Below are 24,523 nucleotides of genomic sequence, written 5' to 3'. Positions count from 1 at the left end.
GTAAGCTGGGGCCCGGCCCGTGTACATGCACCGCACCACGCTCATCCGAGGAGCACCCCGTGGAGATCTTCTTCGAAGCCCTGCTGGTCCTGGTCTGCGTCGGCGTTCTCGCCTTCGCCGGACTGACCGTGAAGAAGCTGTACCAGGGCCAGCGCTGACCCCCTCTAGGAACCGCCACTCATGATCGAGATCCCGTCCGACCTCCACAAGGGCCTCGTCCCGCTCGCCTTCCTGCTCGGCAACTGGGCCGGCGCGGGCGTGCACGACTTCCCGGGCTCGGAGAAGTGCAACTTCGGCCAGGAGGTGACCTTCAGCCACGACGGCCGGGACTTCCTGGAGTACCACTCCCACACCTGGGTCCTGGACAACGACGGCAACAAGGTCCGCCCGCTGGAGACCGAGCACGGCTTCTGGCGCATCGACGCCGACCGCAAGGTCGAGGTGACGATGGTCCGCGACGACGGAGTCGTCGAGATCTGGTACGGCGAGATGGCCGACCAGAAGCCGCAGATCGACCTGGTGACCGACGCCGTCGCGCGTACGGCCGCCTCGGGCCCGTACAGCGGCGGCAAGCGGCTCTACGGCTACGTCAAGAGCGACCTCATGTGGGTCGGCGAGAAGCAGACCCCCGAGGTCGAGCTGCGCCCCTACATGTCGGCCCACCTGAAGAAGGTCGTCACCCCGGAAGACGTCGAACGCTGGGCCAAGGCCCTCCCGGACGACATGCCGGACGACGGCATCGCCTTCTTCAAGTAGGCCCCGCCCGATTCAGGCGGCCCCCGCGCCGGGAGGTCCTAGACTTCCAGTGTGGTGAGCACCGACTGGAAGAGCGACCTCAGGCAGCGCGGCTACCGGCTGACGCCGCAGCGCCAGCTTGTCCTCGAAGCCGTGGACACCCTGGAGCACGCGACCCCCGACGACATCCTCACGGAAGTGAAGAAGACGGCGTCGGGGGTCAACATTTCCACGGTGTACCGGACCCTGGAGCTCCTGGAGGAGCTCGGTCTGGTCAGCCACGCCCACCTCGGGCACGGGGCGCCGACGTACCACCTCGCCGACCGCCATCACCACATCCACCTGGTCTGCCGCGACTGCGAGAACGTCATCGAGGCCGACATCAAGGTGGCCGCCGAGTTCACGGCCAAGCTGCGCGACACCTTCGGCTTCGAGACCGACATGAAGCACTTCGCGATCTTCGGCCGCTGCAAGGACTGTTCTCTCAAGGCTTCAACTACCGAGTCGTAGGCTTAGGCATATGAAGAGCCCTCTGCTGTCCCTGCCCGGCGCCGTCCCCGCCGAGGGCGTGGACGAAGGCGTAGCCGCGCACTACGGCGATCTGTTCCGCGAACAGCGCGCCCTCGCCGACGGCATCGGCTTCGTCGACCTCTCGCACCGCGGGGTGATCTCCGTCACCGGCGACGACCGCCTCAGCTGGCTGCACCTGCTGCTCACCCAGCACGTCAGCGACCTGCCGGAGGGGCAGGCCACCGAGGCCCTCATCCTCTCCGCGCACGGCCACATCGAGCACGCCCTGTATCTCGTCGACGACGGCACGACCGTCTGGGCGCACGTCGAACCCGACACCCAGGGCGCGCTGATCGCCTACCTGGAGTCGATGAAGTTCTTCTACCGGGTCGATGTCGCCGACCGCACCGACGAGTTCGCGATCGTCCACCTCCCCGCCGGTTCCATCGCCGAGGTGCCGGAGGGGGTCGTCGTACGCGAGACGCCGTACGGCCGCGATCTGTTCCTGCCGCGCGCGGACCTGGAGTCGTACGCCGAGAAGTCCGGGCCCGCGGCCGGTCTGCTCGCCTACGAGGCGCTGCGCGTCGAGCACCACCGCCCCCGTCTCGGCTTCGAGACCGACCACCGCACCATCCCGCACGAGTTGGGCTGGATCGGTACGGCCGTGCACCTGCAGAAGGGCTGCTACCGGGGGCAGGAGACCGTCGCCCGGGTGCAGAACCTGGGCAAGCCCCCGCGGCGTCTGGTCTTCCTGCACCTGGACGGCAGCGAGGTGCACCTGCCGCCCGCCGGCACCGACATCCGGCTGGCGGACGAGGGGCCCGACGGCCGCAAGATCGGTTTCGTGACGACGTCCGTACGGCACCACGAACTCGGCCCGGTCGCCCTCGCCCTGATCAAGCGGAACGTACCCCTGGACGCGCGGCTCGTCGCCGACACTACGGCCGCGGCGCAGGAAGTCGTCGTGGAGCCGTAGGCCCTCGCCAAGTACAGCCCCTCGGCCGGTACAGCCCCTCGGCCGGTTCGGAGTCCTGGCCGGTGCGCGCCCTCAGCCGGTGGCGCAGTTCTCGCCACCTCGGTCGAGGGTCACCCACACCGACGTCTGGTGGGCCGTGTCGGTGCCCGGCGGCAGCCGGTCGCTGACCAGGCCCGCCACGCCCGCGCCCGCTTTCGCCGGGACCAGCCGGCCGCCGGTGTAGGTCGTGGCACCGAGCAGGTAGTCGGAGACGTCGTCCGGGACCAGCGCCGCGACGATCTCGAAGCTCGCCCCCCGCTGTGCCGGGAAGTCGCCGATCTGCGGACAGGCGTCCCAGCTCGACGGACCGGTCCGCCCGGTGCCCTGCTTGACGATGTGCGCCCGGCCCAGCAGGTACAGGGCGCTCTCGCCCTTCTTGTGGCTCGCCAGCCACAGGCTGTGGTGCGGCGGGATCACCGCGACGCCGTAGACCTTCTGGTGGTGCCGTACCGGGGCCGCCTGCTGCGGGTACTGGATGCGGACCATGGCCGTGCCGGTGGTCGTGGCCGGTGAGGGCGGCGCGGCCCCCTGCTGCTCCTCGCCGCCCCCGCCCAGCCCGGTGAGCGCCGAGACCACCGCGGCGATGCCGGTCAGCCCGCCCAGCGCGGTGATCAGGAACCCGGTCAGCAGGACGGCACGCGGGATGCTCTGCGGGCCCGACTGCGGCTCCCGGTCCTCGTCGGAGCGTCCGTCCCGCGCCCGGGGCTCCCCGCCCCTGATGTGTGTGCTCATGGCATGCCCTGACTTTCCCCCGTCGTGAGCGCCCCGCCCCCCGCGCGGGGCGCTCTCCACCTCCAGAGTGAGTCAGGCTGGAAACACAGGGCGCGATATGCCGTTGACAACCCATAATTTGGCAACGGGCAGCGACGGTACGGGCACAGGGAGCGAGTGTTCGGCGAACGAGCCGGCGACATGCCGGGCCCCGGGGGAGGCGCCATGACACCGGAAGAGGAATTCGCCGAGGCCCTGCGCCTGCGCAGAAAGGCGGCGGGGCTCTCGCTCGGCGGCCTGTCACGCCTCGTCAACTACAGCAAGAGCTATCTGAGCAGGGTGGAGAACGGCAGCCGGACGGCCGGCCCGGCCCTGGCCCGCGAGTGCGACACGGCCCTGCACGCGGAGGGGGAGCTGCTGGGCCTCCTGCCCGACCGGACGGCGGCACCCGAGGGGCCCCGGCGGTCCGGACGGTCCGGGCAGTCCGGACAACGGCGGAGCGGTCCCGTCCCCGGGGCACGGGCCCGGCGAGCCGCCCCCGACGGAACCGACGGGGGCGGGGTCGCGGGCGCTTCAGCAGCCTCGGTTGCCTCGGGCGGCACGGCCGTCTCGGCCGGCTCGGCTTCAGGCCCGGCTGCCGGCCCGGGTTCCGCAGGCGCTCTCACCGCCTTCAACACCTTCGGCGCCGAGTTCGACCAGCTGATCCGGCGCGGTGACGCCCGCCATCTCCTCGGCGACATGTACGAGGCGGGGCGTCTCTACCTCGCGGCCTACCGGGCCGCCGAGGGCGACGACCTGGCGCGGGCCTACGCGATCGTCCGCTGCGCCCGCCGCTGGTCCGACCCCGGCCAGGTCGACCGGGACCTCATCGCACGGATCGACGAATGCCTGAGGATGCTGGCCGGCCGCGAGGACCTCACGGCGGTGGAGCTGCGGCTGCGCCTGACCGCGCACCGCGCGAAGAAGCTCACCATGGGCGTCGGCGACGACACCGCCGTCCCCGGCGCCGAGCCCGGCACCAGCGTCGACCGCGCCCGGGGAGCGCTGCGCGAACTGCGGGGCCGCCTGCCGGGCATCACCGCGGAGACCCACTGCGAGGTGCTCACCGAATGCCGCTGGGCCCTCTACGACTTCGCCCCCGCCGGTGAACTCCTCGCGCTGTCCACCGAGTTGCGGGACGTCGCCACCCGCTCCCGCTCGATGTACTTCATCGGCGAGGCCCTCGTCGCCCTCGCCATCGACCAGTTACGCGTGGGCCGCGTGACCGCCGCGGACGCGACCGTACGACGCCACCGCGAGCACGCGGCCCACCGGCACAGCACCCTCGCCCGCTGGCAACAGGGCACGCTGGACGCCCTGATGAACCTGTGGCAGGGCGAGTTCGCCGCCGCCGAGGAGTGGATCCTCGGCGAGTCCAGGACGATCGCCGAGGCCATGGAGGAGAACCTGTCGGTACCCGCCGACACCCTGAGCCAGACCTGTCTGGGCCAGGCCTACTGGCTGCGCCACGAACAGGGCCGGATGGCCGACCTGTTCGGCTCCCCGCTCATGACCGGCGTCCGGCGCCGCGACTACTTCCCGGTGTGGCGGGCGGGCCTGGCACTCGCCCTGTGCGAGACCGGCCGCCACGAGCAGGCGGCCGACCAGGTGCTCGCCTTCGCCGCGGACACCGGCGGCTTCACCGGGTTCCCGCCGAACGGCTGGGCGCTGCCCACGGCCGCTGTACTCGCCCAGGCCTGCGCCGAGTTGGCCGCACGGGACGTACGCGTCGAGGAATGGCTGCCGTACGTCCCACCCCTGCGCGCCCTCCTCGACGCGCACCCCGGCGACCTGGTCCTCGCCGGCTGGCCGACCGTCCTGCTGGGCCCCGCGGCGCGCTTCAGCGGACTGCTGGCGCTGGTCGCGGGGGAGCCGGAGACCGCGCTCGGGCATCTGCGCCGGGCGGTGCGGCCGGCCCAGCACTCGCCGGCCCAGATGGCCCGGCTGCGCCTGGACGAGGCCCGCGCACGGTCGAGCTCGCGCAGTCCCGCGGTGCGGGCCAAAGCCGGTGACCTGGCCCGCACCGCGCTCACCACGGCCGAGGAACTCGGTATGGCCGCCGTGGCCCGGGACTGCCGGGAGTTCCTGCGCGTTTCGCCGGTCCGACCGTGAGGGATCACGGCAGGGCCGGGACGGGTCACATCTCCAGCAGGACCGTGAACGGGCCGTCGTTCGTCAGGGACACCCGCATCCGTGCGCCGAAGCGGCCGGTGGCCACCGTCGCGCCCAGGGCGCGGAGCTGAGCGACGACCTCGTCGACGAGGGGCTCGGCGATGTCGCCGGGGGCGGCGGCGTTCCAGGTGGGGCGGCGGCCCTTGCGGGCGTCGCCGTACAGGGTGAACTGGCTGATCACGAGCAGCGGGGCGTCGATGTCACTGCACGACTTCTCGTCGTGCAGCATCCGCACCGACCAGAGTTTGCGGGCGAGTTGGGCCGCCTTCTCCTTGGTGTCCTCGTGGGTGACCCCGACGAGGACGCACAGGCCCTCGCCGCTGATCTCCCCGACCGTCTCACCGTCGACGACGACGCTCGCGCCGTCCACCCTCTGCACCACTGCACGCATGCGCCCATCATGCCGGTCCGGTGAAAAGGGGCCGTGTTCGGGTTTGTTTTTGATCCTTAACCCCCCATCTGGGGCCGTTCGGGGGCACTCGGTCACATAGCGGCCACTTGGGGTGGCACGATGCTTCCACACGCGGTCGAGGGGACGGTAGAGGCGCATGAGCACACCGAGTACCGGGCGGCTGGACAGTCGGCGGCCGCCCGCACAGCGAACGGACAGCCCCCTGCTGCCCCCGGAGCCGCCCGAGCACGATCTCGGCGTCCTGAGCCTGCCCGAACTGCGCACCCTGCGCCGGGACGCCCAGCGCGACGAGGCGGATCTCAGCTATGTCCGACGGCTGTTGCAGGGCCGTATCGACATCCTCCGCGCGGAACTGGCCCGCCGGTCCCCGACGGGCTCGCTGCCGGACCGGCTCCCGGAGGCCTCGGTGGTCGAGCGGCTCCCGGAGATCCTCACCGACGCCCCGGCCCGCCACCGCTCCTCGGCCCGCCATGTCACGCTGGGCACCCCGCAGAGCGAGGAGTACCGGCTGCTGGCCGCCGAGATGCTCGCCGAGGTCGAACTCTCGGACCTCTCCGCGCGGACCGACCTGGAACTGAGCACCGCGATGGGCCGCCTCGTGCGGTACGAGCAGCAGGTGTCGGGCCGCCGCCAGCGCCTGCAGCGGACGGCGGACGAGTCCAGCGGGGAGATCGCACGGCGGTACCGGGAGGGGGAGGCACAGGTGGAGGACCTGCTGACCTAGGAACCGTACGGCCGGGCCGGGCGCCGAAATCGACGAGACACCCACTTTCCCGCCCGCCTACCGTGGCCCCATGAGCGCCCCAGCCGACATAGACGTCCGTCCGATCACCGAGGCCGAGTATCCCGAGTGGCTGCGGGCGGTGCATGCCGGGTTCCTGCGGGAGCCGGCCGTGAGCGAGGCGGAGCTGGATGCACGACGGAGTCAGTTCGAGCCGGGGCGCTTCGTCGGGGCCTTCGACGGGGACCGCTGCGTGGCGACCTTCCGGTCCTTCGCACAGGAGGTGACGGCGGTCGGCGGTCAGCCCGTGGCCGCCGACGGGATCACCGCCGTCACCGTGACCGCCACCCACCGCCGGCGCGGTCTGCTCACCCGGATGATGCGGCAGGACCTCGCGGAGGCGAAGGAGCGCGGCGACGTCGTGGCCACGCTGATCGCCGCCGAGTACCGGATCTACGGCCGCTACGGCTTCGGCCCCGCGACCACCGCCGCCGAGTGGACCGTCGACGTCCCGCGCACCGGCCTCGACCCCCGCGGCCCGGGCCTGTCCGACGGCGGCCGTATCGACCTGGTGGACCCCGAGGACGTACGCAAGCTCGGCCCCGAACTGCACGACCGGGTCCGCCGCGCCACGCCGGGCGCCGTGAGCCGCGGTGATTGGCTGTGGCAGCTCAAGACGGGCGCCGTACGCGTCGACCCGAAGTGGACCGAACCGTTCTTCGCGGTGTACCGGGCGGGCGACGGCACCGTCGAGGGCCTGCTGGCGTACGAGGTCGACGACAAGTGGGGCGACGCAAAGCAGCCGCTGAACACGGCGAGCGTACGGTCGATGTTCGCCTCCACCCCGTCCGCCGAGCGCGCCCTGTGGCACTACCTCTGCTCGATCGACTGGGTCAACCAGGTCAGGAGCGGCCCCCGCGCCCCCGACGACCTGCTCCCGCACCTCCTGCCGGACCCGCGCGCCGCCCGGATCACCACCCAGGCCGACTGGCTGTGGGTGCGGATCCTGGATGTCGTACGGGCCCTGGAGGCGCGGACGTACGACGGCGAGGGTGCCCTGGTGCTGGAGGTGGTGGACGCCGCAGGACTGGCCGGCGGCCGCTACCGGCTGGAGGCCTCACCCGAGGGCGCCTCCTGTACGACGACCTCCGCGAGCCCCGATCTCACGCTGGACGTGCGCGAGTTGGCGGCGCTGTGGCTCGGTGACGAGTCGGTGGAGCGGCTCGCGGCGCTGGGGCGGGTGCGGGAAGAACGAGCGGGCGCCGGCCGGGGGGCCGACGCCCTGCTGCGGACGTCCAGGCGACCTTGGTGCCCGGACATGTTCTGAACTCTCCCTTCCGGCGGCTGTGTTCCTGACCGTGCTGTGCTTTTGCTGTGTTCTCGCATCCGTAGCGAAGTGTTCAGTTGTGGCTGTGCGGGTGCTCCCCCATGGAGCTGTTCAGTTGTGACTGTGCTGGTCCTGACGGTGTTCAGTTGTGGCTGTGCAGACCGACCGGGCTCCCGGCTCCCCTCCAGGAGGGAGCCCGGTCAGCCGGATCCTGGGCCCGGCGGGCGGGCGTCATCCGGACTGGGCGAGCAGCATCACGAGGATGACCGCTCCGATGCCACCGATCGCGAGGTTCTTGGACTTCACGCCGACGGTCAGGGCGACGAACGCGACGATGCCCATCGCACCCCACTTCCACTGGACGAGTGCCTCGAAGCCGACGGCGAGGGCGGCGATGGCGACTGCGATGAACGGCATGACGGTCCCCCCTTCGGGACGGTGGCCCCTGTCGGCCGCTGAGTTGGCCAACCCTGTGAAGTTTTGACCATGTTTCTCAAGGTTGCCCAAGTTGGCGACCAACTTCACTGTACTTATCTCCGCTTGGAAGCGGCTCATAACCACCTTCCGGTGAACTGCCAAAAGATGGCGGGAAGTTGTAGTGTTTGGTTGTGGACCCGAAACACGCCTCCGTCAATGGACGGAAGAGGTCACAGCGGCCACAGAAGTCCCATCGTGAGGTGGCCGACGAGCTCCGCGCCCGGATCCGGTCCGGCACGCTGCGGGCAGGTCAGCGCATGCCGACCCAGGCGCGGCTGGCCGACGAGTTCGGCGTCGAGCGCGGAGTCGTACGGCAGGCGCTGCACCTGCTGCAGACGGAACACCTGCTCACCAACGTCTCCAAGGGAAGCCCGGCGACCGTCGCCCCCGACCTGGGGCTCAGCGGGGCGCACACCGGCCCCGCGGCCGCGCCGCAGCCCACGATGGTCGCCCTCGGCCCCCGGATCGCCGCCGCTCTCGCGGCACCGCACGTCGAGATAGACGCCCTGTGCCTGACGTCGGTGTCCCTCAACCTCGCCCTCGGGGAGGGGCTGCGCCAGATTCACGCCGGACGACTGAATCCGGCCAAGATCGACGTCCGTGTCCTGCTGCCGGGCCGGAACATCGACCTCGCCTTCCCGGTCCCGGTCGTGGACCGCGGTGACGACGACGCGGTCCACGAGCGCTGGCTGGCCCAGCGCAACGCGCAGGGGCAGGTCCTGCAGCACAACCTCCTGGCCCTGCGGGCCACGCACGGCATCGACGTCCGCGTCACCTTACGGGCCCTGCCCTTCACGCCCCCGGTGAAGCTGTACCTGCTCAACGGCGCGGAGGCGCTTTTCGCGTACTACACGCTGGCCCGCCGCAAGGAGGAGATCGACGACGAGCACCTGGAGCTGTACGACTCCGAGGGCACCCAGTCGATGCTGTTCGCCTTCGAGCAGGGTGCCGGCCTGCGGGACACGACGTTCGTGGAGCAGTCCCACCTGTGGTTCAACGCACTGTGGGAGACCATCAGTTCGGAGCTGGTGCTCACGAGCTGAGGTCTCCCACGGGGGTGGACCGGATGCTCCTGTCCCTCACAGGGCGGGTCCCGCGACCAGCAGAGCGAGGACGACCGCCCCCGTCGAACTGATGGCGGGGTTCTTGGCCTTGATGCCGATCGTCAGCAGCAGCATCCCGATGATGCCGCTGGCGCCGTACTTCCACTGCAGGGTCTGCTCGACGCCGACGACGAAGACGGCGGAGAGGAGGGCGAGGGCCGGCATGGTGGTTCCCCCTTCGAGCTTCTGGGCGGACGAGGCGGAGTGGAGGCAAAACTTCCACCAACTCAAAGAAGTTGGCAACCAACTCTACTTATGTTGTCCCCACTTGGTTGGGGTTGATAAACAACTTCAGAACAACTCCCCATAGATGGATTGGAGTTGTAACGTTTGGTCGTGACCCAGGAGAACGTGGCAGTGAACGGCAGCAGAAGGCTCTCGCCCCAGGAAATCGCCGACACCCTGCGGGAACGCATCCGCACGGGCGACCTCAAGGCCGGCGACCGCCTGCCCACCCAGGCCGAGCTCGCGGAGGAGTTCGGCGTGGAACGGGGCACGGTCCGCCAGGCGCTGCGCGCTCTGCAGGAGGACGGGTTGCTCAGCAATGTGAGCAAGGGGAGTCCGCCGCGGATCGCGGAGCGGGTGCCGGGGCTGTCGGGGGAGCCCCAGCCGACGATGGTCGGCCTGGCCCCCCGCCTCACGGAGGCCTTCTCCACCCCGCACGTCCGTATCGACGCGGCCTGTCTGACCGCGGAGACCCTGATGGTGGCCCTGAGCGAGCCGGTCCGCCACATCCACGAGGGCCGGATACGCCCCGAGTCCATCGACGTCCGCATCCTGCTCCCCTCCCGGGACATCAACCTGGCCTTCCCGGTCCCGGTGGAGACCCCCGACGACGACAACCCGGTCCACCAGCGCTGGCTGGAGATGCGCAACGCCCAGGGTCACGTCCTGCGCCACAACCTCCGCGCCCTGCGCTCCTCGCACGGCATCGACGTCAACGTCAGATTCCGGGCACTGCCGTTCACGCCGCCGGTGAAGCTGTACGTGCTCAACGACACGGAGGCTCTCATCGCGTACTACATGGTCACGCGGCGGGAGGAACTCTCCGACAGCGGAATGCTCGACATGTACGACGTCCTCGGCACCGAGTCGCTCCTCTTCTCCTTCGAGAAGGGCGCCGGAGAACGTGACGCCGCGTTCGTCGATCAATCGCAGAAGTGGTTCAACGCCCTCTGGGAAACCATCACGACGGACCTGACACTCTCCTAGTGACTCCTGAGACGACGCACACTGAACCGGTGACAGCAGAGACAGCACGACTCGCATCACTGGTCGCCTCCGCTCGCTACGTGCTCTGGGACATGGACGGACCGATCTGCCGGCTGTTCGCCGGATATCCGGCGCACGAGATAGCCGGTCAACTGGTCGCCATGATCGACGGGTTGGGCATGGGGGCCCTGCTGACCCAGCAGGAACGATCCGGCGACGATCCGCATGTGGCACTCCGTGGCGTCCATGAGCGGCATCGCGGAAGCGATCTGGTCCTCGCGCTGGAGGAGTGGCTGACCCGGCGTGAACTGGAGGCCGTTCCGAAGGCAATGCCCACCCCCCACGCCGACCCGCTGATCCGGACGTGGTCGGCGCGCGGTGCCAGGTTCGCGATCACCACCAACAACGCCGCCGTCGCGGCAATGGCCTACGTCGAGAGCCGTGGGCTGGCGGACTGCTTCCCCTTCGTCTACGGCCGCACGCCCAACCTCGACCTCATGAAGCCGCACCCGCACTGTCTGGAGCAGGCCATCAAGGCCATGGGAGCAGTCCCGTCGGCGACCTTGATGATCGGAGACGCGGCCACCGACCTGCAAGCGGCGCAACAGGCCGGGGTCGAGTTCCTGGGCTACGCGCGTAACGACGACAAGGCGCGGGTCCTGAGGGACGCGGGCGCCGAGGTCGTGGTGGGCTCGCTGGAGCAGGTGCTCGACGTCCTGCCGAGCTTTCCCTGAGGAAGCGACTGCACGGTGTCGTACCTGTAACCGGTCCACCTTGAGTCCCTCCCCCGTCCACTTCATCGAGGCTGATCAACTTGCGGTCCAATTGGACTGATCTCCTCGAAAGTGGTTGTGCCCTGACTGGTTGATCGACTAACCAACCGCTAAAAACTGGTCAGTTGACTGCCTTGAAATGACTGCTGGTGGACCGAAACCGGTTTGGGTGGCCGGTGGCGGAGGTACGGTCGCGATGTGAGCGAAGAACGCGGCAAGGGAACAGCCATCCTGGCCACGCTGCGGTCCCGGATCTCCGGCGGCGAGTACCGGCCGGGTCACAACCTGCCCGCTCAACGCGCCCTCGCCACGGAGTTCGGTGTCTCACGCGACACCATCCAGCGGGTTCTGGAGGAGCTGAAGACCGAAGGCTGGATCGAATCCCGTCAGGGGAGCGGTTCGAAGGTCAGGGCGACGCTACCCATCCATGTGACAACCCAGCCGAAGGTGCCCCCGGGTCGCATCGCACTGGGGCCCTTCGTCGCCCGCGCCTTCGAGCAGCCCGTCGTGGAACTGGACGTCTTCACGTTCACCTCCGAGAGCCTCGACACCCATATGCGGGTACAGGCCGAGGCGATTCGGAACGGACAGATCCGCGCCCCCGAGCGCATCGCCCTGCGGATACTGCTGCCCTCCGAGGAGGTCGAGTTGCCGTATCCGCGTGCCAGGGCGCCGCAGAACTCCCGTACCACCGAAGAACTGGACCGGGTCCTCCAGGCCCGGACTCGCGAGATCCTCAGACGTCACACCTCGTCGCTGCGCAATGCCCTGCGCAACCTCAAGACGGACGGCCTGGTGCCGGACGTGGAGGTGGCGGTCCGGGAAGTGCCGCTCGTGCCGACCCACAAGCTCTACCTGCGACGCGGGGTCGAAGGACTGATCGGCCCCTACAAGATCGTGGAGCGCACGATCCTGATGGACGATGACACCGAGATCGACGCCTGGGACGTGTTGGGGCTGGGCTCGACCTTGATACGACTCGTCCATGACGGAGGCGACCCCAACGCCATTGGCTCCGTATTCATGCAGAGTTGGCAGGATTGGTTCAACTCCTGTTGGCGCCGCTATGACACGAAGTGACCGTCATCCTCGTTCGTCCACAGTCCGCGAACGAAGTGAAGCCAAGGAGTGAAACTTGGCAGAGCTGGGTAGTTAGTTCCGAATAACCCGCGTGTCGCGACCGCTTGGGCGTTACAGTGTCGTCCCTCTCTTGCTGCGCATGAAAATCGGAGGCGCTGCATAGTTGCTCAGGAGTGCCCGTGGGTGGTCCGACTGGGCCCGTTGCCGCGTTCGCGGGGCGGGCGGCCCGCGAGGCGCTGGGTGAGCTGGTGTCCCACGCCAAGTCGGAGGGGCGACTCACACGCGGACATCACAACCTGAACTACATCGTTCCGACCCCGAACTGGCTAGACCCGCAGGCGGACCACAAGTTCGTCATGGTGCGTGAGCGTCAACGTGCCGCGTTGCCCGTCGTGATCCGCACCTGGCAGGACGAGGCGGAGATCCTCAGGGCGATCGGCAGTTCCCTGCCGCATGTCCCGCGATGCCTGCTGAAGTACGGCGACATCACGGTCATGAGCTACGTGGACGGTGTACCTCTATCGAGTGTCTGCCCCAATGGCAAGGCGGTGGATCAGCATCTGGTCCGGGCCCTCGCCGAACTGCTGGCGGACATGACCCAGGTGGGGCGCAAGGAGCTGCCGTCGCTGCCGCAGTTCTGGCCGCGGTCCAGCAGAGACAGCCGGGCCTTTCTGCGCACGCTGGCACTGGCCACGGAGACGCTGGTCCGTCAGCGCAACTGGCAGAAGTTCGGGGGCCTGTTCGCCACCCTCGGCATTCCCGAGGACGCCATGGTCCGCTTCGCGGAACGCGTACCCGCCATGATCAGCCGTCCGTTCGGCCTGCTCCACACGGACCTGCATCGCGACAACGTGATCGTTTCGTACGAGGCCGGCCCACCGTTGATCTGTGTGGACTGGGAACTTGCCACCTACGGTGACCCGTTGCACGATCTCGCCACCCATCTGGTGCGCATGGGCTACCCCGACAGCCAGTGGGACGAGGCGGTCGAGGCCTGGCGCTCGGCGATGATGTCGAGGCGCCCCAAGGCTGTCAACGGGCTGGAACGCGACTTGCGTCACTACGTCGCCTTCGAGCGCGCCCAGTCGGTCTACCCGGACGTCATGCGTGCCGCGACATCCCTGGGCGAATCCTTCGACCAGAAGGATCTGGAGGCCGCGACCGAAGCCGTGTACTGGGCGTTGCATGCGGCGGAGGAGCCGCTGCGGCTGAAGAACGTTCCGGACGAGAAGGCCATCGAGCGCATTCTCTTCCGTTGGAACGTGTCCCACGGCAAGCGTCACAGCCGCGATCGTGCGGTGTCGTCGATCTCCTGGGAGAGGGACGAGAGGGTCCCCGAACATCGGGAGTTCTCCGGGGCGGCCGTGCAGGAAGCGCTCTTCGAGGAGGGGGCGGCCTCGGCCGACCGGGTGTTCAAGGGGACGGCACATCTCAGTACCGCGGTGCGGGTGGCGGGCGTGCCGTACCCGGTGATGGTGCGGCGAAAGGTGGGTGCCGGCGATTTGCGTGAGCGCCGGTTCCTGAACGAGCACGCCGTCCTGCGGGCAATCGAGGACTCGCATGTGGCGGTACACGCACCGCGCGTGCTGGCGCTGGGAACAAGTGAACTCGGCGACGAGTTCACCATCCATTCCTTTGAAGGGGCGTCGGGAGAGATCAGGCCTCCCGACCACCCTGAGGGCGGCCTTCTGCCACACGAGGCGGATGATCTCGTGAACCAGCTCAATGCCCTCACACGGGTCGACTGCGCGAAACTGAGAACGGACTCGCGCGTCCCCTTCACTGGATTTCACGAGCAACTGTGCGAGGAACTGATCCGGATGGTGTCGGTTCTTCCGAAGGAAACTCTTCAACTGGCAGGGCAACTCGGCCTTCCCACCAGTATTTCCCGCCTCCGGCAGATTCTTGGCCGCCACCGGGTGGCCTCTCGACGTGCCGTACTCCTCCACGGCGACCTCAACCCGTGGAACATGATCCGACGCGAGGACGGCACGGGGCTGATTCTGATCGACTGGGAAATGGCCGTGGTGGGTGATCCCCTGTACGACCTGGTCCGTCACATCCATCTGACGCCGACGCTCCCCGAGATCCGAAACCGCCTGTTCGACCGCTGGTCGCAGCTGCTGCCGGAGGACTGCACCCGAGGTTGGCGTCGCGATTGGCGTGTATACCGCTGGATCGAGACCGTGCGCTCCGCCTACGTGGATCTGGACCGGCTGGTGACCAGGGACAGCCTCGAAGCGCCCAATGTCAGCCGGGCGGTGGACACGTACGCGATGACTCTGACGGCGGCGACCGCAACCCTGGGGCTGAGCGCCAAGACGACGGCCAACCCCTATCTCGCGCTGGCGCTACCGGATGCGCACCGGGAGAAGGCGTCGGCCGGAAACTGTTCAGCGACGTGAAAGATCGGACGACGGACAGGTCTGTTTTCCGCATCCACCAAGAACGACTCCGAACACGTTAGTTCAGGCCGTAGGCGCGTGGTTCGACTCGGTGTGGTGGCTCCTCGTGACGTAACGAAGCGGGCTCGCGGACGTTAAGAAACCCGGCGTATCCCGGAGGGCCCCTCGTATCTCGCTCCAAAGAGCGTATCGAGGCCGTGCGACGGGGCGCGCACCGCTATGGTGTGCATCAATTTTCTGGGCGCATCGCTTGCGATGTGGTGAAACTAGCGTTTACGGGAGCCTAGTTGGCCATCGGGCCTTGGTCTGACCGTGGTGACGAAGTCCGGGCAAAGGTCCTCAGGGCCTTCCGTCGGAACGGATATATCAGTGAGATCTCCGCAGGAGTGCCGGGAGCCTCTCACGGGCCGGGGGCCGACGTGCTGGCCAGGACATGCCCAGCCGGCAAACCCGTCGACCCCTTGGTCGTCGGCGCACTGGCCAAGTTGTCCACCCAACTGGCCCTCGTGCGCAAGCAGGCCCTGCCTGAACTGTCGGTCGAATGGCCCCGGAACGAGAAGGACAGCAGGGCCTACCTGGACATGCTCGTACGCGGGGCGAGGCAGCGGATGTTCGACCCCGACAGAACGGCGATGAGCGGGCTGTTCGCCGTGCTCGGTGTGCCCGGCGACACACTGACCCGGTTCACCGACCGACTTCCATCGATGGTCCGCCGTCCCTACGGACTCCTGCTCACGAACCTCACCCGGGACAATGTGATCGTCCTGGAGGGCCCCAGGCTCTCGTTGGCCCGTCTTGACTGGACCTCCGCGTCGTACGGTGACCCTCTGCACGGTCTTGCCAGCCACGTCGTGCGGATGCGTTATCCCGAGCACCAGGTGGACGACGTCGTCCACCAGTGGCAGTCCGAGACCGAGCGCACGAGGCCCCTGGCTGACAGAGGTCTCGACCGGGACCTTCGGTACTACGTCGAATTCGAGCGCATCGACGCCGCCTATGACGAAGTGACCCGGGTGGCGAAGTCGCTCGGTGACTCCTGCGACGAACAGCGGCTGATGGCGGCGGCCCGGGACATCAGGACCTCCCTGGAGAGCGCAGCCGCTCTGCTCGGTATGGCCGAAATCCCTTCCGAGCAAGAGACGGCTGACGCGGTGTTCCGATGGCAGGCGGCACGTGTCGCGAGGGAGGCCCAGCGGTTACCGGCCACGTTGTTCCAGTGGCGGCGCGACGAACGTGTTCCGGAGCGGACGGACTTCTCAACGGAGTTGGTGCGCCATGCGCTGGCTGCGGAGGGCCTCGCCCCGGCCGGCCGCGTCTTCCGCGGGACCGCCCATCTCAACACGGTGGTCCATCTGGAGCGTTGTTCACAGCCTGTGGTGATCCGTCGCCAGATCGCGGGAACTCCTCGCCGCGAGCAGGGGCCCTTCGCTGAACACGCTGTCCTCCAGGCGATCGAGCGGTCCGGTGCACTGGTCCGGGCGTCGCGCATCCTGGCGCTGGGGTACGACGATCGCGGGCGCCACTTCGCGATCCACACGTACGAGGGCTCCGAGGACCGAGCCCCGCAACATCCCGTGCTCGGGCTGCTGCCCGCCGAGGCGGATGAACTCGTCGACGAACTCGCCGCGCTTGCGCAGGTGGACCACTCGTCCCTGCCGTATGACCAGCCAAAGGAGAGTTTCTACCACTGGTTGGTCGGACGTCTCGTCGACTTCGTCGAGGAACTCCCCGCAGAGACCGCGGCGGCCGCCGCGCAACGGGGCCTGCCCGACGGTGATGTGCTCCGCCAGGTCCTCGGCCGCTACGAGGTGACCGAGCGCACTCCCGTTCTGCTGCACGGCGATCTCAATCCCTGGAACCTGGTGCGTGCCGGACGCCAGGGAGGACTGACGATCATCGACTGGGAGATGGGGATGATCGGCGATCCCCTGTACGACCTCGTACGTCATCTGCATCTGACGCCGACCCGCTCCGAGATGCGGACGCGCATGTTCGAGCGCTGGAGCAGGAAGCTCCCCTCCGGGTGTGTCACCGGATGGGAGCAGGACTGGCGTGTCTACCGCTGGATCGAGCAGATTCGCTCGGCTTACGTCGACCTGGACCGGATCACCACAGGGGTCGCGCTGGACGCTCCGAATGTGCGGCGAACTGTCGAGGGGTATGAGATGACGCTGTCCGTCGCCTTGGGCTTTCTGGGGCTGCGGAGGCGGGGGGCACCGAAACCGCCCGCCCTGCTCAAGGCGTCGTGATTCCGTACGCTCGGCCCCATGACCGAAACGCCCCACCCCGGCCTGCGTGAGCGCAAGAAGCGGCGGATGTACGAGACCCTCTCCGAGGTCGCCATCCGGCTGTTTCTCGAGAAGGGGTTCGACGCTGTCTCCGTGGCTGAGATCGCCGCCGCGGCCGAGGTCTCGAAGCCGACCCTGTTCCGGTACTTCCCGGCGAAGGAGGATCTCGTCCTGTACCGGATCGCCGATCATGAGGACGAGGCGGCGCGGGTGGTGGCCGGGTCCGACGAGCCTCCCCTCGTCGCCCTGCGGCGGCATTTCCTGGACGGGCTGGAGCGGGGCGATCCCGTCACCGGGCTCAGTGATCATCCCCAGGTTCTCGCCTTTCACAGGCTTCTCTACGGCACTCCCTCCCTCGTCGCCCGTGCTCACGGTCACATCGAGCGGCAGGAGGCCGCGCTCGCCGTGGCGCTCGGGGGTGATCTCGATGCGCGGCTGGCCGCCGGGCAGATCATCGCCGTGCGGCGGATTCTCGCGATGGAGAACTGGCGGCGGATCGCCAAGGGAGAGGCGGTGGAAGACGTGCGGCGGGATGCCGTCGTCGCGGCCGAGCGGGCGTTCGGCGTGCTGGCGGACGGGTTGCCCTGGCTCCGCTGAACGAGACATGAGCGACAGTAAAATATTTAACCCGGTTACGTTTTCTCGCGTACGCTCGTCCCCATGACGTCAGCCGACCCCGATCTCTCCGACGCTCCCTCCGCCCTTCCCGCCCTGAAAGAGTCCCTGCATCGCGAGCGCGCCCACCACGACCGCTGCCGGACCGCCCTCGCCGCCATGGTCGAGGGTGCTCAGGAGCAGGTCGTCGTCGGTGAGGACGTCTCCGCCTCCGGGGCGGACGCCGAAGTCCTCGGGTGCCAGCTGCGCAGTCAGGCCAAGGAGATGCGGGAGCTGCCCGAAGGGCCCCTGTTCTTCGGCAAGTTGGAGTTCGGCAAGGGGGAGCATGCCGGGCAGGCGTATCACCTCGGCCGGCTGCGGATCACCGAGCATCCCGCCGCCCCGCCCCTCGTCGTCGACTGGCGTGCGCCCGTCTCCCGAGCCTTCTACCAGGCGAGCGCCCGTGATCCGCAGGGCGTCGCCGTGCGGCGGCGGTTCGGGTGGGCTCCGGGGAGCCAGGGCGACTCCGCCGACCTCACCGCACTGGAGGACGAGTCCCTGGGCGACGGGGAGACTCCGCAGGTCAGCGATATCGTCACCCGGGAGATCGAACGGCCCCGCGTCGGACCCATGCGGGACATCGCCGCCACCATCCAGCCCGAGCAGGACGATCTCGTACGGGGCGACCTCGCCCTCTCCGTGTGCGTCCAGGGGGCTCCCGGGACGGGCAAGACCGCCGTGGGGCTGCACCGGGCCGCCTACCTGCTGTACACCTACCCGCAGCGGATGCGACGCGGGGGACTGCTGGTCCTCGGGCCCAACCGGACCTTTCTCTCCTACATCTCCCAGGTGCTGCCCGCGCTCGGCGAGAGCGGCGTGCGGCAGTCCACGCTCCAGGACGAGATCGCCCGCCATCCCGTCACCGGCACCGACTCCCGCGCCACCGCCGCCCTCAAGCACGATCCACGGATGGCGGAGGTGCTGCGCCGGGCGCTGTACGCGCGGGTGTCGACCGCACGGGTCGACTCCGTCGAGATCAAGGACGGTTCGTACCACTGGAGGGTCGGCGCCGGTGAACTCGCGCGGATCGTGACGGACGTACGGCAGGAGGAACCGCCGTACCTGACCGGGCGGGAGCGGGTGCGCAGCCGGGTGGTGCGCAGTGTGCAGATGCAGGCCGAACGGCGGGCCGGGCCGCAGAACGGCGCCTGGGTGCAACGGGTGTCGAGGGCAAGGGCGCTCAAGGAGTTCCTCGACGCCGTGTGGCCCAAGGTGCGGCCCGAGGAGGTCGTTGCCGAACTGCTCTCTGATCGCGCGGAGTTGGCATCCGCCGCCGACGGGATCCTCGAAGTCGAGGAGCAGGAGCGCCTGTTGTGGGCCAAGCCGCCGCGGTCGTGGAAGTCGGCACGCTGGTCGGCCGCCGATCTGGTGCTGCTCGACGAGGTCGCCGGGCTGATGGAGCACCCCGAGGGGTACGGCCATCTCGTCGTCGACGAGGCGCAGGACCTGTCCCCGATGGAGTGCCGGGCCATCGCACGCCGGGCGCGTTTCGGGTCGGTCACCGTGCTCGGCGACCTGGCGCAGGGGACCACACCCTGGGCGGCCCGCTCGTGGCACACCGTCCTGCGGCACCTCGGCAAGCCGGACGCGGCCGTGGTACCGCTGACCCTCGGGTTCCGGGTGCCGCAGGCCGTCGTAGCGCTCGCCAACCGGCTGCTCGACCGGCTGGACGTGCGGGTGCCGGAGGGGCGGTCCCTGCGCGGGGACGGAGAGTTGAGCATCAGGGCGGCGGACGCGGACGATCCGACGGGCGCGGTCGTGGATGCCGTACGGGAGTCGCTCGGCCATGAGGGGTCCGTGGGGGTCGTCGCGGCCGACGCCGACGTGGAACGCGTACGGCGGGCACTCGACGCGGCCGGGATCGCCAACGCCGGACCGGACGAGCTCGGTGCCCGGGTGAGCGTCGTACCGGCCAGTGCGGTCAAGGGACTTGAGTACGACCATGTCGTGGCCGTCGAGCCCGCCGCGATCGCGGAGGCGGAGGAACGGGGGCTGCACCGGCTGTACGTCGTGCTGACCCGGGCGGTGTCACGGCTGGTGGTGGTGCACGGGCGGCCGCTGCCGTTCTAGCGCGGGGCGGCCGCCCGCGGGTGGGTCAGGGGCGGCCGCCCCGCGGGTGGAAACGGGGCGGCCGCCCGCAGGTGGATCAGACGCGGTCGAGGAGCGGGAGCAACTGCTCCTCCTCGTACGTCAGATGGGCCTCCAGATCGGTCGTGAGGCGGGTGACCTCCGAGCGCACGGAGGCGGGGTCGCTGTCGGCGAGTGCCTTGCGCAACTCCTCGACCAGCGCCGCGATGTGCTCGTGCTCGGCGCGCAGACGCGCGAGGGCCGGCGCGGCCTCCGGGTGGCGCTCGGCCAGGAACGGGAACATCGCCTGGTCCTCGCCGGAGTGGTGGTTGTGCAGGCCCTGGCAGAGCGTCAGGCAGTTGACGCGGAGCTGGGCGCCCAAGGTCGAGCCGCCTGTCGCCATCTCCTCGCGGATCAGGGCGAGTTCGCGGCGGAAGACGTCATGGACGAGCCTGATGGCCTCGCCCGGGGAGGAGGCGTTGATGTTCGGCGGGCCGGGTCGGGCGATCTCGTGCAGGGCGACCACGGGGATGACGCGCTCCGTCTTCTCCTGGTACGCCGCCCAGCCGCGGTCCGACTCCACGGCCCGCGCGAACGCCCGGTCCCGTTCCTCGCCCACCAGGACGACCGCCCGCGCCTCGTAGGTGAACACTCCGCTCTCCACGGTCACTTGAGGGTGCGCGACGAGATTGCGGTACCAGTCGGGGTGGCGGGGCGAGCCGCCGGCCGAGGCGATCACGAGGATGCGGTCGCCGCCGTCGGGGAGGTAGCCGACGGGGGTGGTGTGCGGGGTGCCGGTGCGGGCGCCGGTGGTGGTGAGGAGGATCAGTCGTCCGCCCTCGAAGGGGCCGCCGACGCGGCCGTGGTTCGCGCGGAACTCGTCGATGATCCGTTGGTTGAAGTCCTGGAAGGGGTTGGGCACTCTCTCTTCTTTCTCTCACTGGTCTTCGCTGGTCTTGATGGAGACGAAGGCGGAGAGAAAGGGGCGGGCTCCTGGCCCGCCCGGGCCTCATTCAGAGGCCGGGCACCCAACTCGCTCACGGCACAAGGCCGACCCGGCAGTCATGCACGCACGGTAACGTCCCGGGCGTGATCGAGACCACCGAGTTTGCGGACATTCCCACGACCACCCTGGCCGATCTGCTCGGCCGTGACCAGGTCATGGACATCGGGATCCGGCCGCTGTGGGGGCCGGTGCCGAGGGTCGCGGGGCCGGCCTTCACCGTACGGTGCCCTCCCGGCGACAACCTCATGCTGCACGCGGCGATCCACCGGGCGCCGGCCGGCTCGGTGATCGTGGTCGAGTCCGGGGACCTCGACTACGCCCTGGCCGGCGGGAACGTGTGCGCGGTCGCGCAGCGGCGGGGAATCGCCGGGTTCGTCCTCGACGGGCTGATCCGCGACCTCGCCGAGGTGCGGGAGGCTGGGTTCCCGGTGTTCGCCCGGGGGGTCATCCCGATCCCGGGCGCGAAGCGGGCCGTGGCGCCGCTGGGCGGGCGGGTGCGGTGCGGTGGGGTGCCGGTCGAGGCCGGGGACGTGATGGTCGCCGACGAGGAGGGCGTCGTGTCCGTCCCCGCCGCCCGCCGGTCCGACATCCTCGCGGCCGCCCGCGCCAAGCTGGCGAAGGAGGCGGCGGAGTCCCTCGACGCGTGGGAGGCGGCACATCGGGCTCGCATCGACGAACTCCTCGCGGAGGGCGGCTTTGAGGGCTGAGGTGCTTCTCTTTCTGGATGTCGACGGGACGGTGGTGCCGTTCGGGGCGGCGGGGCCGTATCCGCTGTACGAGCCGGCCTTTCCGCTGCCCGGGACGGTCGCCGACCATCCGCTGCTGAGCCGGGTCGATCCCGTGCTCGGCGCGCGTCTGACGTCGCTGGGCTGTGCGCTGGTGTGGGCCACGACCTGGGGGGACGACGCCAACTCTGATCTGGCGCCGTGGCTCGGGCTGCCCCGCCTGCCGCTCGTGGACTGGCCGGACTCGGACGACGAGGAGGTGGAGGCGGGCCTGCACTGGAAGACCCGCCCCCTCGTCTCCTGGGCGGCCGGGCGGGCGTTCGTCTGGGTTGATGACGAGATCACCGACGTCGACCGGGCCTGGGTGGCGGACCGGCATCCCGGGCGGGCGCTTCTGCACCGAGTGCACCACCAAGTCGGCCTCACCGAAGGGGACTTCGCGGTGCTGGAGCGGTGGATCGCGGGGGAGGCGGCAGGTGATATCGAGTGGTCGCCCGAGACCCGCTCCCCCTACGGTCGCCCGCATGGCTGACGAAGGCTTCACGCATCCGCGGCTCGCCGCGATCTACGACGCGCTCGATCCCGATCGCGGGGACCTCGTCGCGTACCTCCGCATGGTGGAGGAGTTCGGGGCGCGGCGGGTGCTGGACGTCGGCTGTGGGACAGGGGTGTTCGCGCTGCTGCTGGCCGGTCGGGGCGTCGAGGTCGTCGGCGTCGATCCCGCCCTGGCGTCGCTCGACGTGGCCCGGGGGAAGCCGGGGAGCGAGCGGGTGCGCTGGATCCATGGGGACGCGTCCGGACTCCCGCCGCTGTGTGTCGACCTGGTGACCATGACGGCCAACGTCGCCCAGCAGATCGTAGGAGCGGACGCGTGGCGCACGACGCTGCGGGGCGCGTACGCGGCGCTGCGGCGAGGTGGGCGCCTGGTGTTCGAGACGCGGGACCCGGCGCGGCGGGCCTGGGAGGAGTGGAACCGGGAGTCGTCGTACGCCGTGACGGACGTGCCCGGTGCCGGGGTGGTGGAGAGCTGGGTCGACGTCACCGGTGTGGACGGGCAGTTGGTGACCTTCCGGTGGACGTATGTGTTCGCCTCGGACGGGCGGACGCTGACCTCGGACTCGACCCTGCGCTTTCGGGAGCGGGCGGAGATCGAGGCGGAGCTGGGCGCGCGGGGGTTCGTGGTGGAGGACGTACGGGGGGCGCCGGACCGGCCGGGCAGGGAGCTGGTTTTCGTGGCGCGGCGGCCGTAGCGGGTTAGCGGGCCAGTGGGCTACCTGGCCGAGTGGGCCGCGCAGCCCGTGCCGCTCCCGGTGGTCTCGCGGTCAGCGTTGAAGCCGCGTCGGCAGGGGGACCCAGCGGCGCGCGGTCTCGCCGTCGGCCACGTCGCGCCCGTCGCTGATCCGCAGACCGGCCGCGGCGCAGCAGTAGGCGAGGACGTCGGCGTCGTGGGGGAACGCGTGCTTGCGCTGCCAGAAACGGAACGTCCAGTAGGCGTCCGGGTCCGAGTCGTGCGGCCCGATGTGGATCTCGTCGCTCGCGACGATCTCGCCGTCGCGGGCCAGGGTGCCGAAGGTGCCGCCCTTGGCGTTGAAGTACACCCCGTAGGCGCTGGTGCCCGCCGATATCGCCCGCATCACGGCACCGTCGCTCGGCATGTATCCGCTCTGTGTGATCACACAGCCGCCGGGGGCACCCTCGACGCCTCTGACGCCGACGTAGCGCAGGGACTCGTCGTAGTCGAACGGGTCGAAGGGCGCGTCGTCGGGATCGGCGAGCGGGCACTGCTCGGGATCGGCACCGAGCCGTCGTATCAACTCGTCCTCGTCCAGATCCCGTACGAAGCACACGCCGAGCCCCTCGGTCCAGATCGGCTCCGTACCGAAGGCCGCGATGAGCGCGTCCGCGGCCTGCTGGGCGGCTACCTCCCCGGCCGGCAGCTCGACCGCTCCCGGCAGGTGCCGGACGAGCGGAGCGAGCGCGGTGGTCAGGAGCAGCCGACCCGGGGACCAGTGTTCGGCCTGCGGTGTCCACACGTCCGCGCCGGCCTCGATCAGTGCGCGCACTGTGGCCTCGTCCATGCTGTGGACCGCGTACCAGAGGGGGGTGTGGTCGTCGTCGTCGCGTACGTCGACGTCCGCGACATGGGGCAGGAGCGCGGCCACCGCGTCCGCCGCGCCCTGTTCCGCCGTGAGGTGCAGCGGGGTGGCGCCGTGCCATCCGGCGCGGGCGTCGGGCGGGGCGCCCGCCGCCAACCGGGCCCTGACCAGGGCCGCGTCGCCCCAGTCGCGGTAGCCCATGCGCTGCCAGTCGGCCTGCGGTACGTAGCGCTGCCGGGCCTCCTCCGCACGCCTCAACTCCTCGCGCTGCCACCGGTCGAGGGGAGGTGCCAGCAGCGCCGGGGGGCCGCTGATCTCCATCGTCGCGATGGCTCCCGACAGCCCCTCCTGCTCGGGCTCCTCGAGTCCGGGCCAGATCTCGACCGCCCGCTGCGAGGCGGCACGGAGCGCGTCCGCGTCCACCGCGGTGCGGGTCTCGGGCACCCTCTCGTCGGGCCACTCGACCACCAACTGCGCCTGCCCGGGCGGGGGGAGCTCCGGCAGATACAGGTCGACGTCCGTCTTGAACAGGGATCTGCGGCTGTGGTGCAGGCCCGGATCCAGGGGGATCAGGCCGATCGCCTGCTCGGTCGCCGCCTCCCGTGCCTCACCCTGCGGCCCGGTGAAGGGGATCCTCAGCGTCACGGTGCCGTCCAGCGAGGTGACCCGGCGGCCGTCGGAGAACAGCAGCCCCACCCGCAGTCCGGACTGCCGTCGCTGGTCCCCGCCCTGTGTGCGGGTCCTGCGGTACACCGACAGATGCAGGGTGACCGAGCGCGGCCACACGGACCACCCCGTCACCAGGATCCGCGTCCCGGTCCCCGCACCGGCCACTTCCAGCTGCGGCAACAGCGCGGGCGCGAACCGGTCGACGGGCGGTGCGTACCGTCCCTCGTCGTCCCCAGGCGGTCGTAACCGCACCAACACGGCCTGCTCGACGGCCGGTTCCTCAGCAAGCACCAGATCGTCAAAGAACCCCATGCGCCGAGCGTCGC

23 protein-coding genes are annotated in these 24,523 nt (G+C 69.7%); 17 read left to right on the top strand and 6 right to left on the bottom strand.

The annotated features are described in order from the left end of the window. The first annotated feature begins 180 nt into the window (after positions 1-180). The 3 genes from IOD14_RS42120 to IOD14_RS42110 are packed head-to-tail and all read left to right on the top strand — an operon-like array spanning position 181 to position 2,221. A complete protein-coding gene (locus IOD14_RS42120) occupies positions 181-756 on the top strand; it encodes an FABP family protein (RefSeq protein WP_123990151.1) in 576 nt (191 codons plus the stop codon). Between the two features lie 51 nt (positions 757-807). Beyond that, positions 808-1,245, top strand: coding sequence for a transcriptional repressor (locus tag IOD14_RS42115; RefSeq protein WP_123990150.1), 438 nt, complete (start codon positions 808-810; stop codon positions 1,243-1,245). A 10-nt stretch (positions 1,246-1,255) separates the two neighbouring features. Further along, on the top strand, positions 1,256-2,221 hold the full coding sequence (locus tag IOD14_RS42110; RefSeq protein WP_123990149.1) for a folate-binding protein YgfZ: 966 nt from the start codon (positions 1,256-1,258) through the stop codon (positions 2,219-2,221). Positions 2,222-2,293: 72 nt separating this feature from the next. Here IOD14_RS42110 and IOD14_RS42105 read toward each other — a convergent pair whose 3' ends face one another. Continuing rightward, positions 2,294-2,992: a hypothetical protein gene (locus IOD14_RS42105; protein WP_212673009.1), complete on the bottom strand. Its 699-nt coding sequence runs from the start codon at positions 2,990-2,992 to the stop codon at positions 2,294-2,296. A 204-nt stretch (positions 2,993-3,196) separates the two neighbouring features. On the opposite strand from IOD14_RS42105, the gene IOD14_RS42100 reads away from it, so the two are divergent. Further along, a complete protein-coding gene (locus IOD14_RS42100) occupies positions 3,197-5,122 on the top strand; it encodes a helix-turn-helix transcriptional regulator (RefSeq protein WP_212673008.1) in 1,926 nt (641 codons plus the stop codon). 25 nt (positions 5,123-5,147) lie between these two features. On the opposite strand, the gene dtd is transcribed toward IOD14_RS42100, so the two are convergent. Next, positions 5,148-5,573 carry a D-aminoacyl-tRNA deacylase gene (gene dtd, locus IOD14_RS42095; RefSeq protein ID WP_069765012.1) on the bottom strand — a complete coding sequence of 142 codons (426 nt, stop codon included), beginning with the start codon at positions 5,571-5,573 and terminating at the stop codon, positions 5,148-5,150. A gap of 157 nt (positions 5,574-5,730) precedes the next feature. On the opposite strand from dtd, the gene IOD14_RS42090 reads away from it, so the two are divergent. Next, positions 5,731-6,318 carry an aerial mycelium formation protein gene (locus tag IOD14_RS42090; protein WP_123990146.1) on the top strand — a complete coding sequence of 196 codons (588 nt, stop codon included), beginning with the start codon at positions 5,731-5,733 and terminating at the stop codon, positions 6,316-6,318. A gap of 70 nt (positions 6,319-6,388) precedes the next feature. Further along, a complete protein-coding gene (locus IOD14_RS42085; protein ID WP_123990145.1) occupies positions 6,389-7,642 on the top strand; it encodes a GNAT family N-acetyltransferase in 1,254 nt (417 codons plus the stop codon). A 231-nt stretch (positions 7,643-7,873) separates the two neighbouring features. Here the strand turns inward: IOD14_RS42085 and IOD14_RS42080 are convergent, their stop codons facing one another. Next, positions 7,874-8,059, bottom strand: coding sequence for a hypothetical protein (locus IOD14_RS42080; protein ID WP_123990144.1), 186 nt, complete (start codon positions 8,057-8,059; stop codon positions 7,874-7,876). A 185-nt stretch (positions 8,060-8,244) separates the two neighbouring features. On the opposite strand from IOD14_RS42080, the gene IOD14_RS42075 reads away from it, so the two are divergent. Beyond that, entirely contained in the window at positions 8,245-9,162 is a 918-nt protein-coding gene (locus IOD14_RS42075; RefSeq protein WP_123990143.1) for a winged helix-turn-helix domain-containing protein, read from the top strand. Positions 9,163-9,198: 36 nt separating this feature from the next. Here the strand turns inward: IOD14_RS42075 and IOD14_RS42070 are convergent, their stop codons facing one another. After that, a complete protein-coding gene (locus tag IOD14_RS42070; protein ID WP_053851924.1) occupies positions 9,199-9,387 on the bottom strand; it encodes a hypothetical protein in 189 nt (62 codons plus the stop codon). Between the two features lie 165 nt (positions 9,388-9,552). Here IOD14_RS42070 and IOD14_RS42065 point away from each other — a divergent pair, with 165 nt between their 5' ends. The 7 genes from IOD14_RS42065 to IOD14_RS42035 all read left to right on the top strand — a co-directional run bounded on the left by IOD14_RS42065 (position 9,553) and on the right by IOD14_RS42035 (position 19,704). Further along, positions 9,553-10,434, top strand: coding sequence for a winged helix-turn-helix domain-containing protein (locus IOD14_RS42065; RefSeq protein ID WP_123990142.1), 882 nt, complete (start codon positions 9,553-9,555; stop codon positions 10,432-10,434). Continuing rightward, positions 10,383-11,168 (top strand): HAD family hydrolase, encoded by a 786-nt coding sequence (locus tag IOD14_RS42060; RefSeq protein WP_123990141.1) that lies wholly within the window; start codon positions 10,383-10,385, stop codon positions 11,166-11,168. Before IOD14_RS42065 ends, IOD14_RS42060 begins: the two co-directional genes overlap by 52 nt. A gap of 237 nt (positions 11,169-11,405) precedes the next feature. Further along, positions 11,406-12,287: a GntR family transcriptional regulator gene (locus IOD14_RS42055; RefSeq protein ID WP_123990140.1), complete on the top strand. Its 882-nt coding sequence runs from the start codon at positions 11,406-11,408 to the stop codon at positions 12,285-12,287. A 179-nt stretch (positions 12,288-12,466) separates the two neighbouring features. After that, positions 12,467-14,692 carry an aminoglycoside phosphotransferase family protein gene (locus IOD14_RS42050; protein ID WP_123990139.1) on the top strand — a complete coding sequence of 742 codons (2,226 nt, stop codon included), beginning with the start codon at positions 12,467-12,469 and terminating at the stop codon, positions 14,690-14,692. 287 nt (positions 14,693-14,979) lie between these two features. Further along, entirely contained in the window at positions 14,980-16,941 is a 1,962-nt protein-coding gene (locus IOD14_RS42045) for an aminoglycoside phosphotransferase family protein (RefSeq protein ID WP_249126204.1), read from the top strand. A gap of 18 nt (positions 16,942-16,959) precedes the next feature. After that, complete coding sequence (locus IOD14_RS42040; protein ID WP_212673007.1) at positions 16,960-17,577, top strand: TetR family transcriptional regulator; 618 nt, start codon at positions 16,960-16,962, stop codon at positions 17,575-17,577. A gap of 63 nt (positions 17,578-17,640) precedes the next feature. Continuing rightward, positions 17,641-19,704 (top strand): AAA family ATPase, encoded by a 2,064-nt coding sequence (locus tag IOD14_RS42035; protein ID WP_212673006.1) that lies wholly within the window; start codon positions 17,641-17,643, stop codon positions 19,702-19,704. 76 nt (positions 19,705-19,780) lie between these two features. Here the strand turns inward: IOD14_RS42035 and IOD14_RS42030 are convergent, their stop codons facing one another. Beyond that, positions 19,781-20,623, bottom strand: a complete 843-nt coding sequence (locus tag IOD14_RS42030; RefSeq protein WP_212673005.1) for a nitroreductase/quinone reductase family protein — start codon at positions 20,621-20,623, stop codon at positions 19,781-19,783. A gap of 167 nt (positions 20,624-20,790) precedes the next feature. Here IOD14_RS42030 and IOD14_RS42025 point away from each other — a divergent pair, with 167 nt between their 5' ends. Genes IOD14_RS42025 through IOD14_RS42015 form a run of 3 tightly spaced genes read left to right on the top strand, consistent with a single transcriptional unit; the run spans position 20,791 to position 22,682 of the window. Continuing rightward, positions 20,791-21,414 (top strand): RraA family protein, encoded by a 624-nt coding sequence (locus IOD14_RS42025; protein WP_212673004.1) that lies wholly within the window; start codon positions 20,791-20,793, stop codon positions 21,412-21,414. Position 21,415: 1 nt separating this feature from the next. Beyond that, on the top strand, positions 21,416-21,964 hold the full coding sequence (locus IOD14_RS42020; protein WP_212673003.1) for an HAD domain-containing protein: 549 nt from the start codon (positions 21,416-21,418) through the stop codon (positions 21,962-21,964). Then, positions 21,957-22,682, top strand: coding sequence for a class I SAM-dependent methyltransferase (locus tag IOD14_RS42015; RefSeq protein ID WP_212673002.1), 726 nt, complete (start codon positions 21,957-21,959; stop codon positions 22,680-22,682). The genes IOD14_RS42020 and IOD14_RS42015 overlap by 8 nt, the downstream gene beginning before the upstream one ends. 72 nt (positions 22,683-22,754) lie before the next feature. Here the strand turns inward: IOD14_RS42015 and IOD14_RS42010 are convergent, their stop codons facing one another. Then, positions 22,755-24,509 carry an ankyrin repeat domain-containing protein gene (locus IOD14_RS42010; protein WP_212673001.1) on the bottom strand — a complete coding sequence of 585 codons (1,755 nt, stop codon included), beginning with the start codon at positions 24,507-24,509 and terminating at the stop codon, positions 22,755-22,757. Between the last annotated feature and the right edge of the window lie 14 nt (positions 24,510-24,523).

The sequence above is a fragment of the Streptomyces sp. A2-16 genome, from assembly GCF_018128905.1.
Taxonomy (GTDB): Bacteria; Actinomycetota; Actinomycetes; order Streptomycetales; family Streptomycetaceae; genus Streptomyces.
The sequence above is the reverse complement of the archived record's forward strand: the minus strand, read 5'-3'. Positions and strand labels throughout refer to the sequence as shown.

Coding starts and splice junctions, on each gene's coding strand:
- IOD14_RS42010 (WP_212673001.1), bottom strand. CDS start 24,509: ATGGGGTTCTTTGACGATCTGGTGCTTGCTGAGGAACCGGCCGTCGAG.
- IOD14_RS42085 (WP_123990145.1), top strand. CDS start 6,389: ATGAGCGCCCCAGCCGACATAGACGTCCGTCCGATCACCGAGGCCGAG.
- IOD14_RS42120 (WP_123990151.1), top strand. CDS start 181: ATGATCGAGATCCCGTCCGACCTCCACAAGGGCCTCGTCCCGCTCGCC.
- IOD14_RS42035 (WP_212673006.1), top strand. CDS start 17,641: ATGACGTCAGCCGACCCCGATCTCTCCGACGCTCCCTCCGCCCTTCCC.
- IOD14_RS42070 (WP_053851924.1), bottom strand. CDS start 9,387: ATGCCGGCCCTCGCCCTCCTCTCCGCCGTCTTCGTCGTCGGCGTCGAG.
- IOD14_RS42090 (WP_123990146.1), top strand. CDS start 5,731: ATGAGCACACCGAGTACCGGGCGGCTGGACAGTCGGCGGCCGCCCGCA.
- IOD14_RS42080 (WP_123990144.1), bottom strand. CDS start 8,059: ATGCCGTTCATCGCAGTCGCCATCGCCGCCCTCGCCGTCGGCTTCGAG.
- IOD14_RS42105 (WP_212673009.1), bottom strand. CDS start 2,992: ATGAGCACACACATCAGGGGCGGGGAGCCCCGGGCGCGGGACGGACGC.
- dtd (WP_069765012.1), bottom strand. CDS start 5,573: ATGCGTGCAGTGGTGCAGAGGGTGGACGGCGCGAGCGTCGTCGTCGAC.
- IOD14_RS42040 (WP_212673007.1), top strand. CDS start 16,960: ATGACCGAAACGCCCCACCCCGGCCTGCGTGAGCGCAAGAAGCGGCGG.
- IOD14_RS42110 (WP_123990149.1), top strand. CDS start 1,256: ATGAAGAGCCCTCTGCTGTCCCTGCCCGGCGCCGTCCCCGCCGAGGGC.
- IOD14_RS42100 (WP_212673008.1), top strand. CDS start 3,197: ATGACACCGGAAGAGGAATTCGCCGAGGCCCTGCGCCTGCGCAGAAAG.
- IOD14_RS42015 (WP_212673002.1), top strand. CDS start 21,957: ATGGCTGACGAAGGCTTCACGCATCCGCGGCTCGCCGCGATCTACGAC.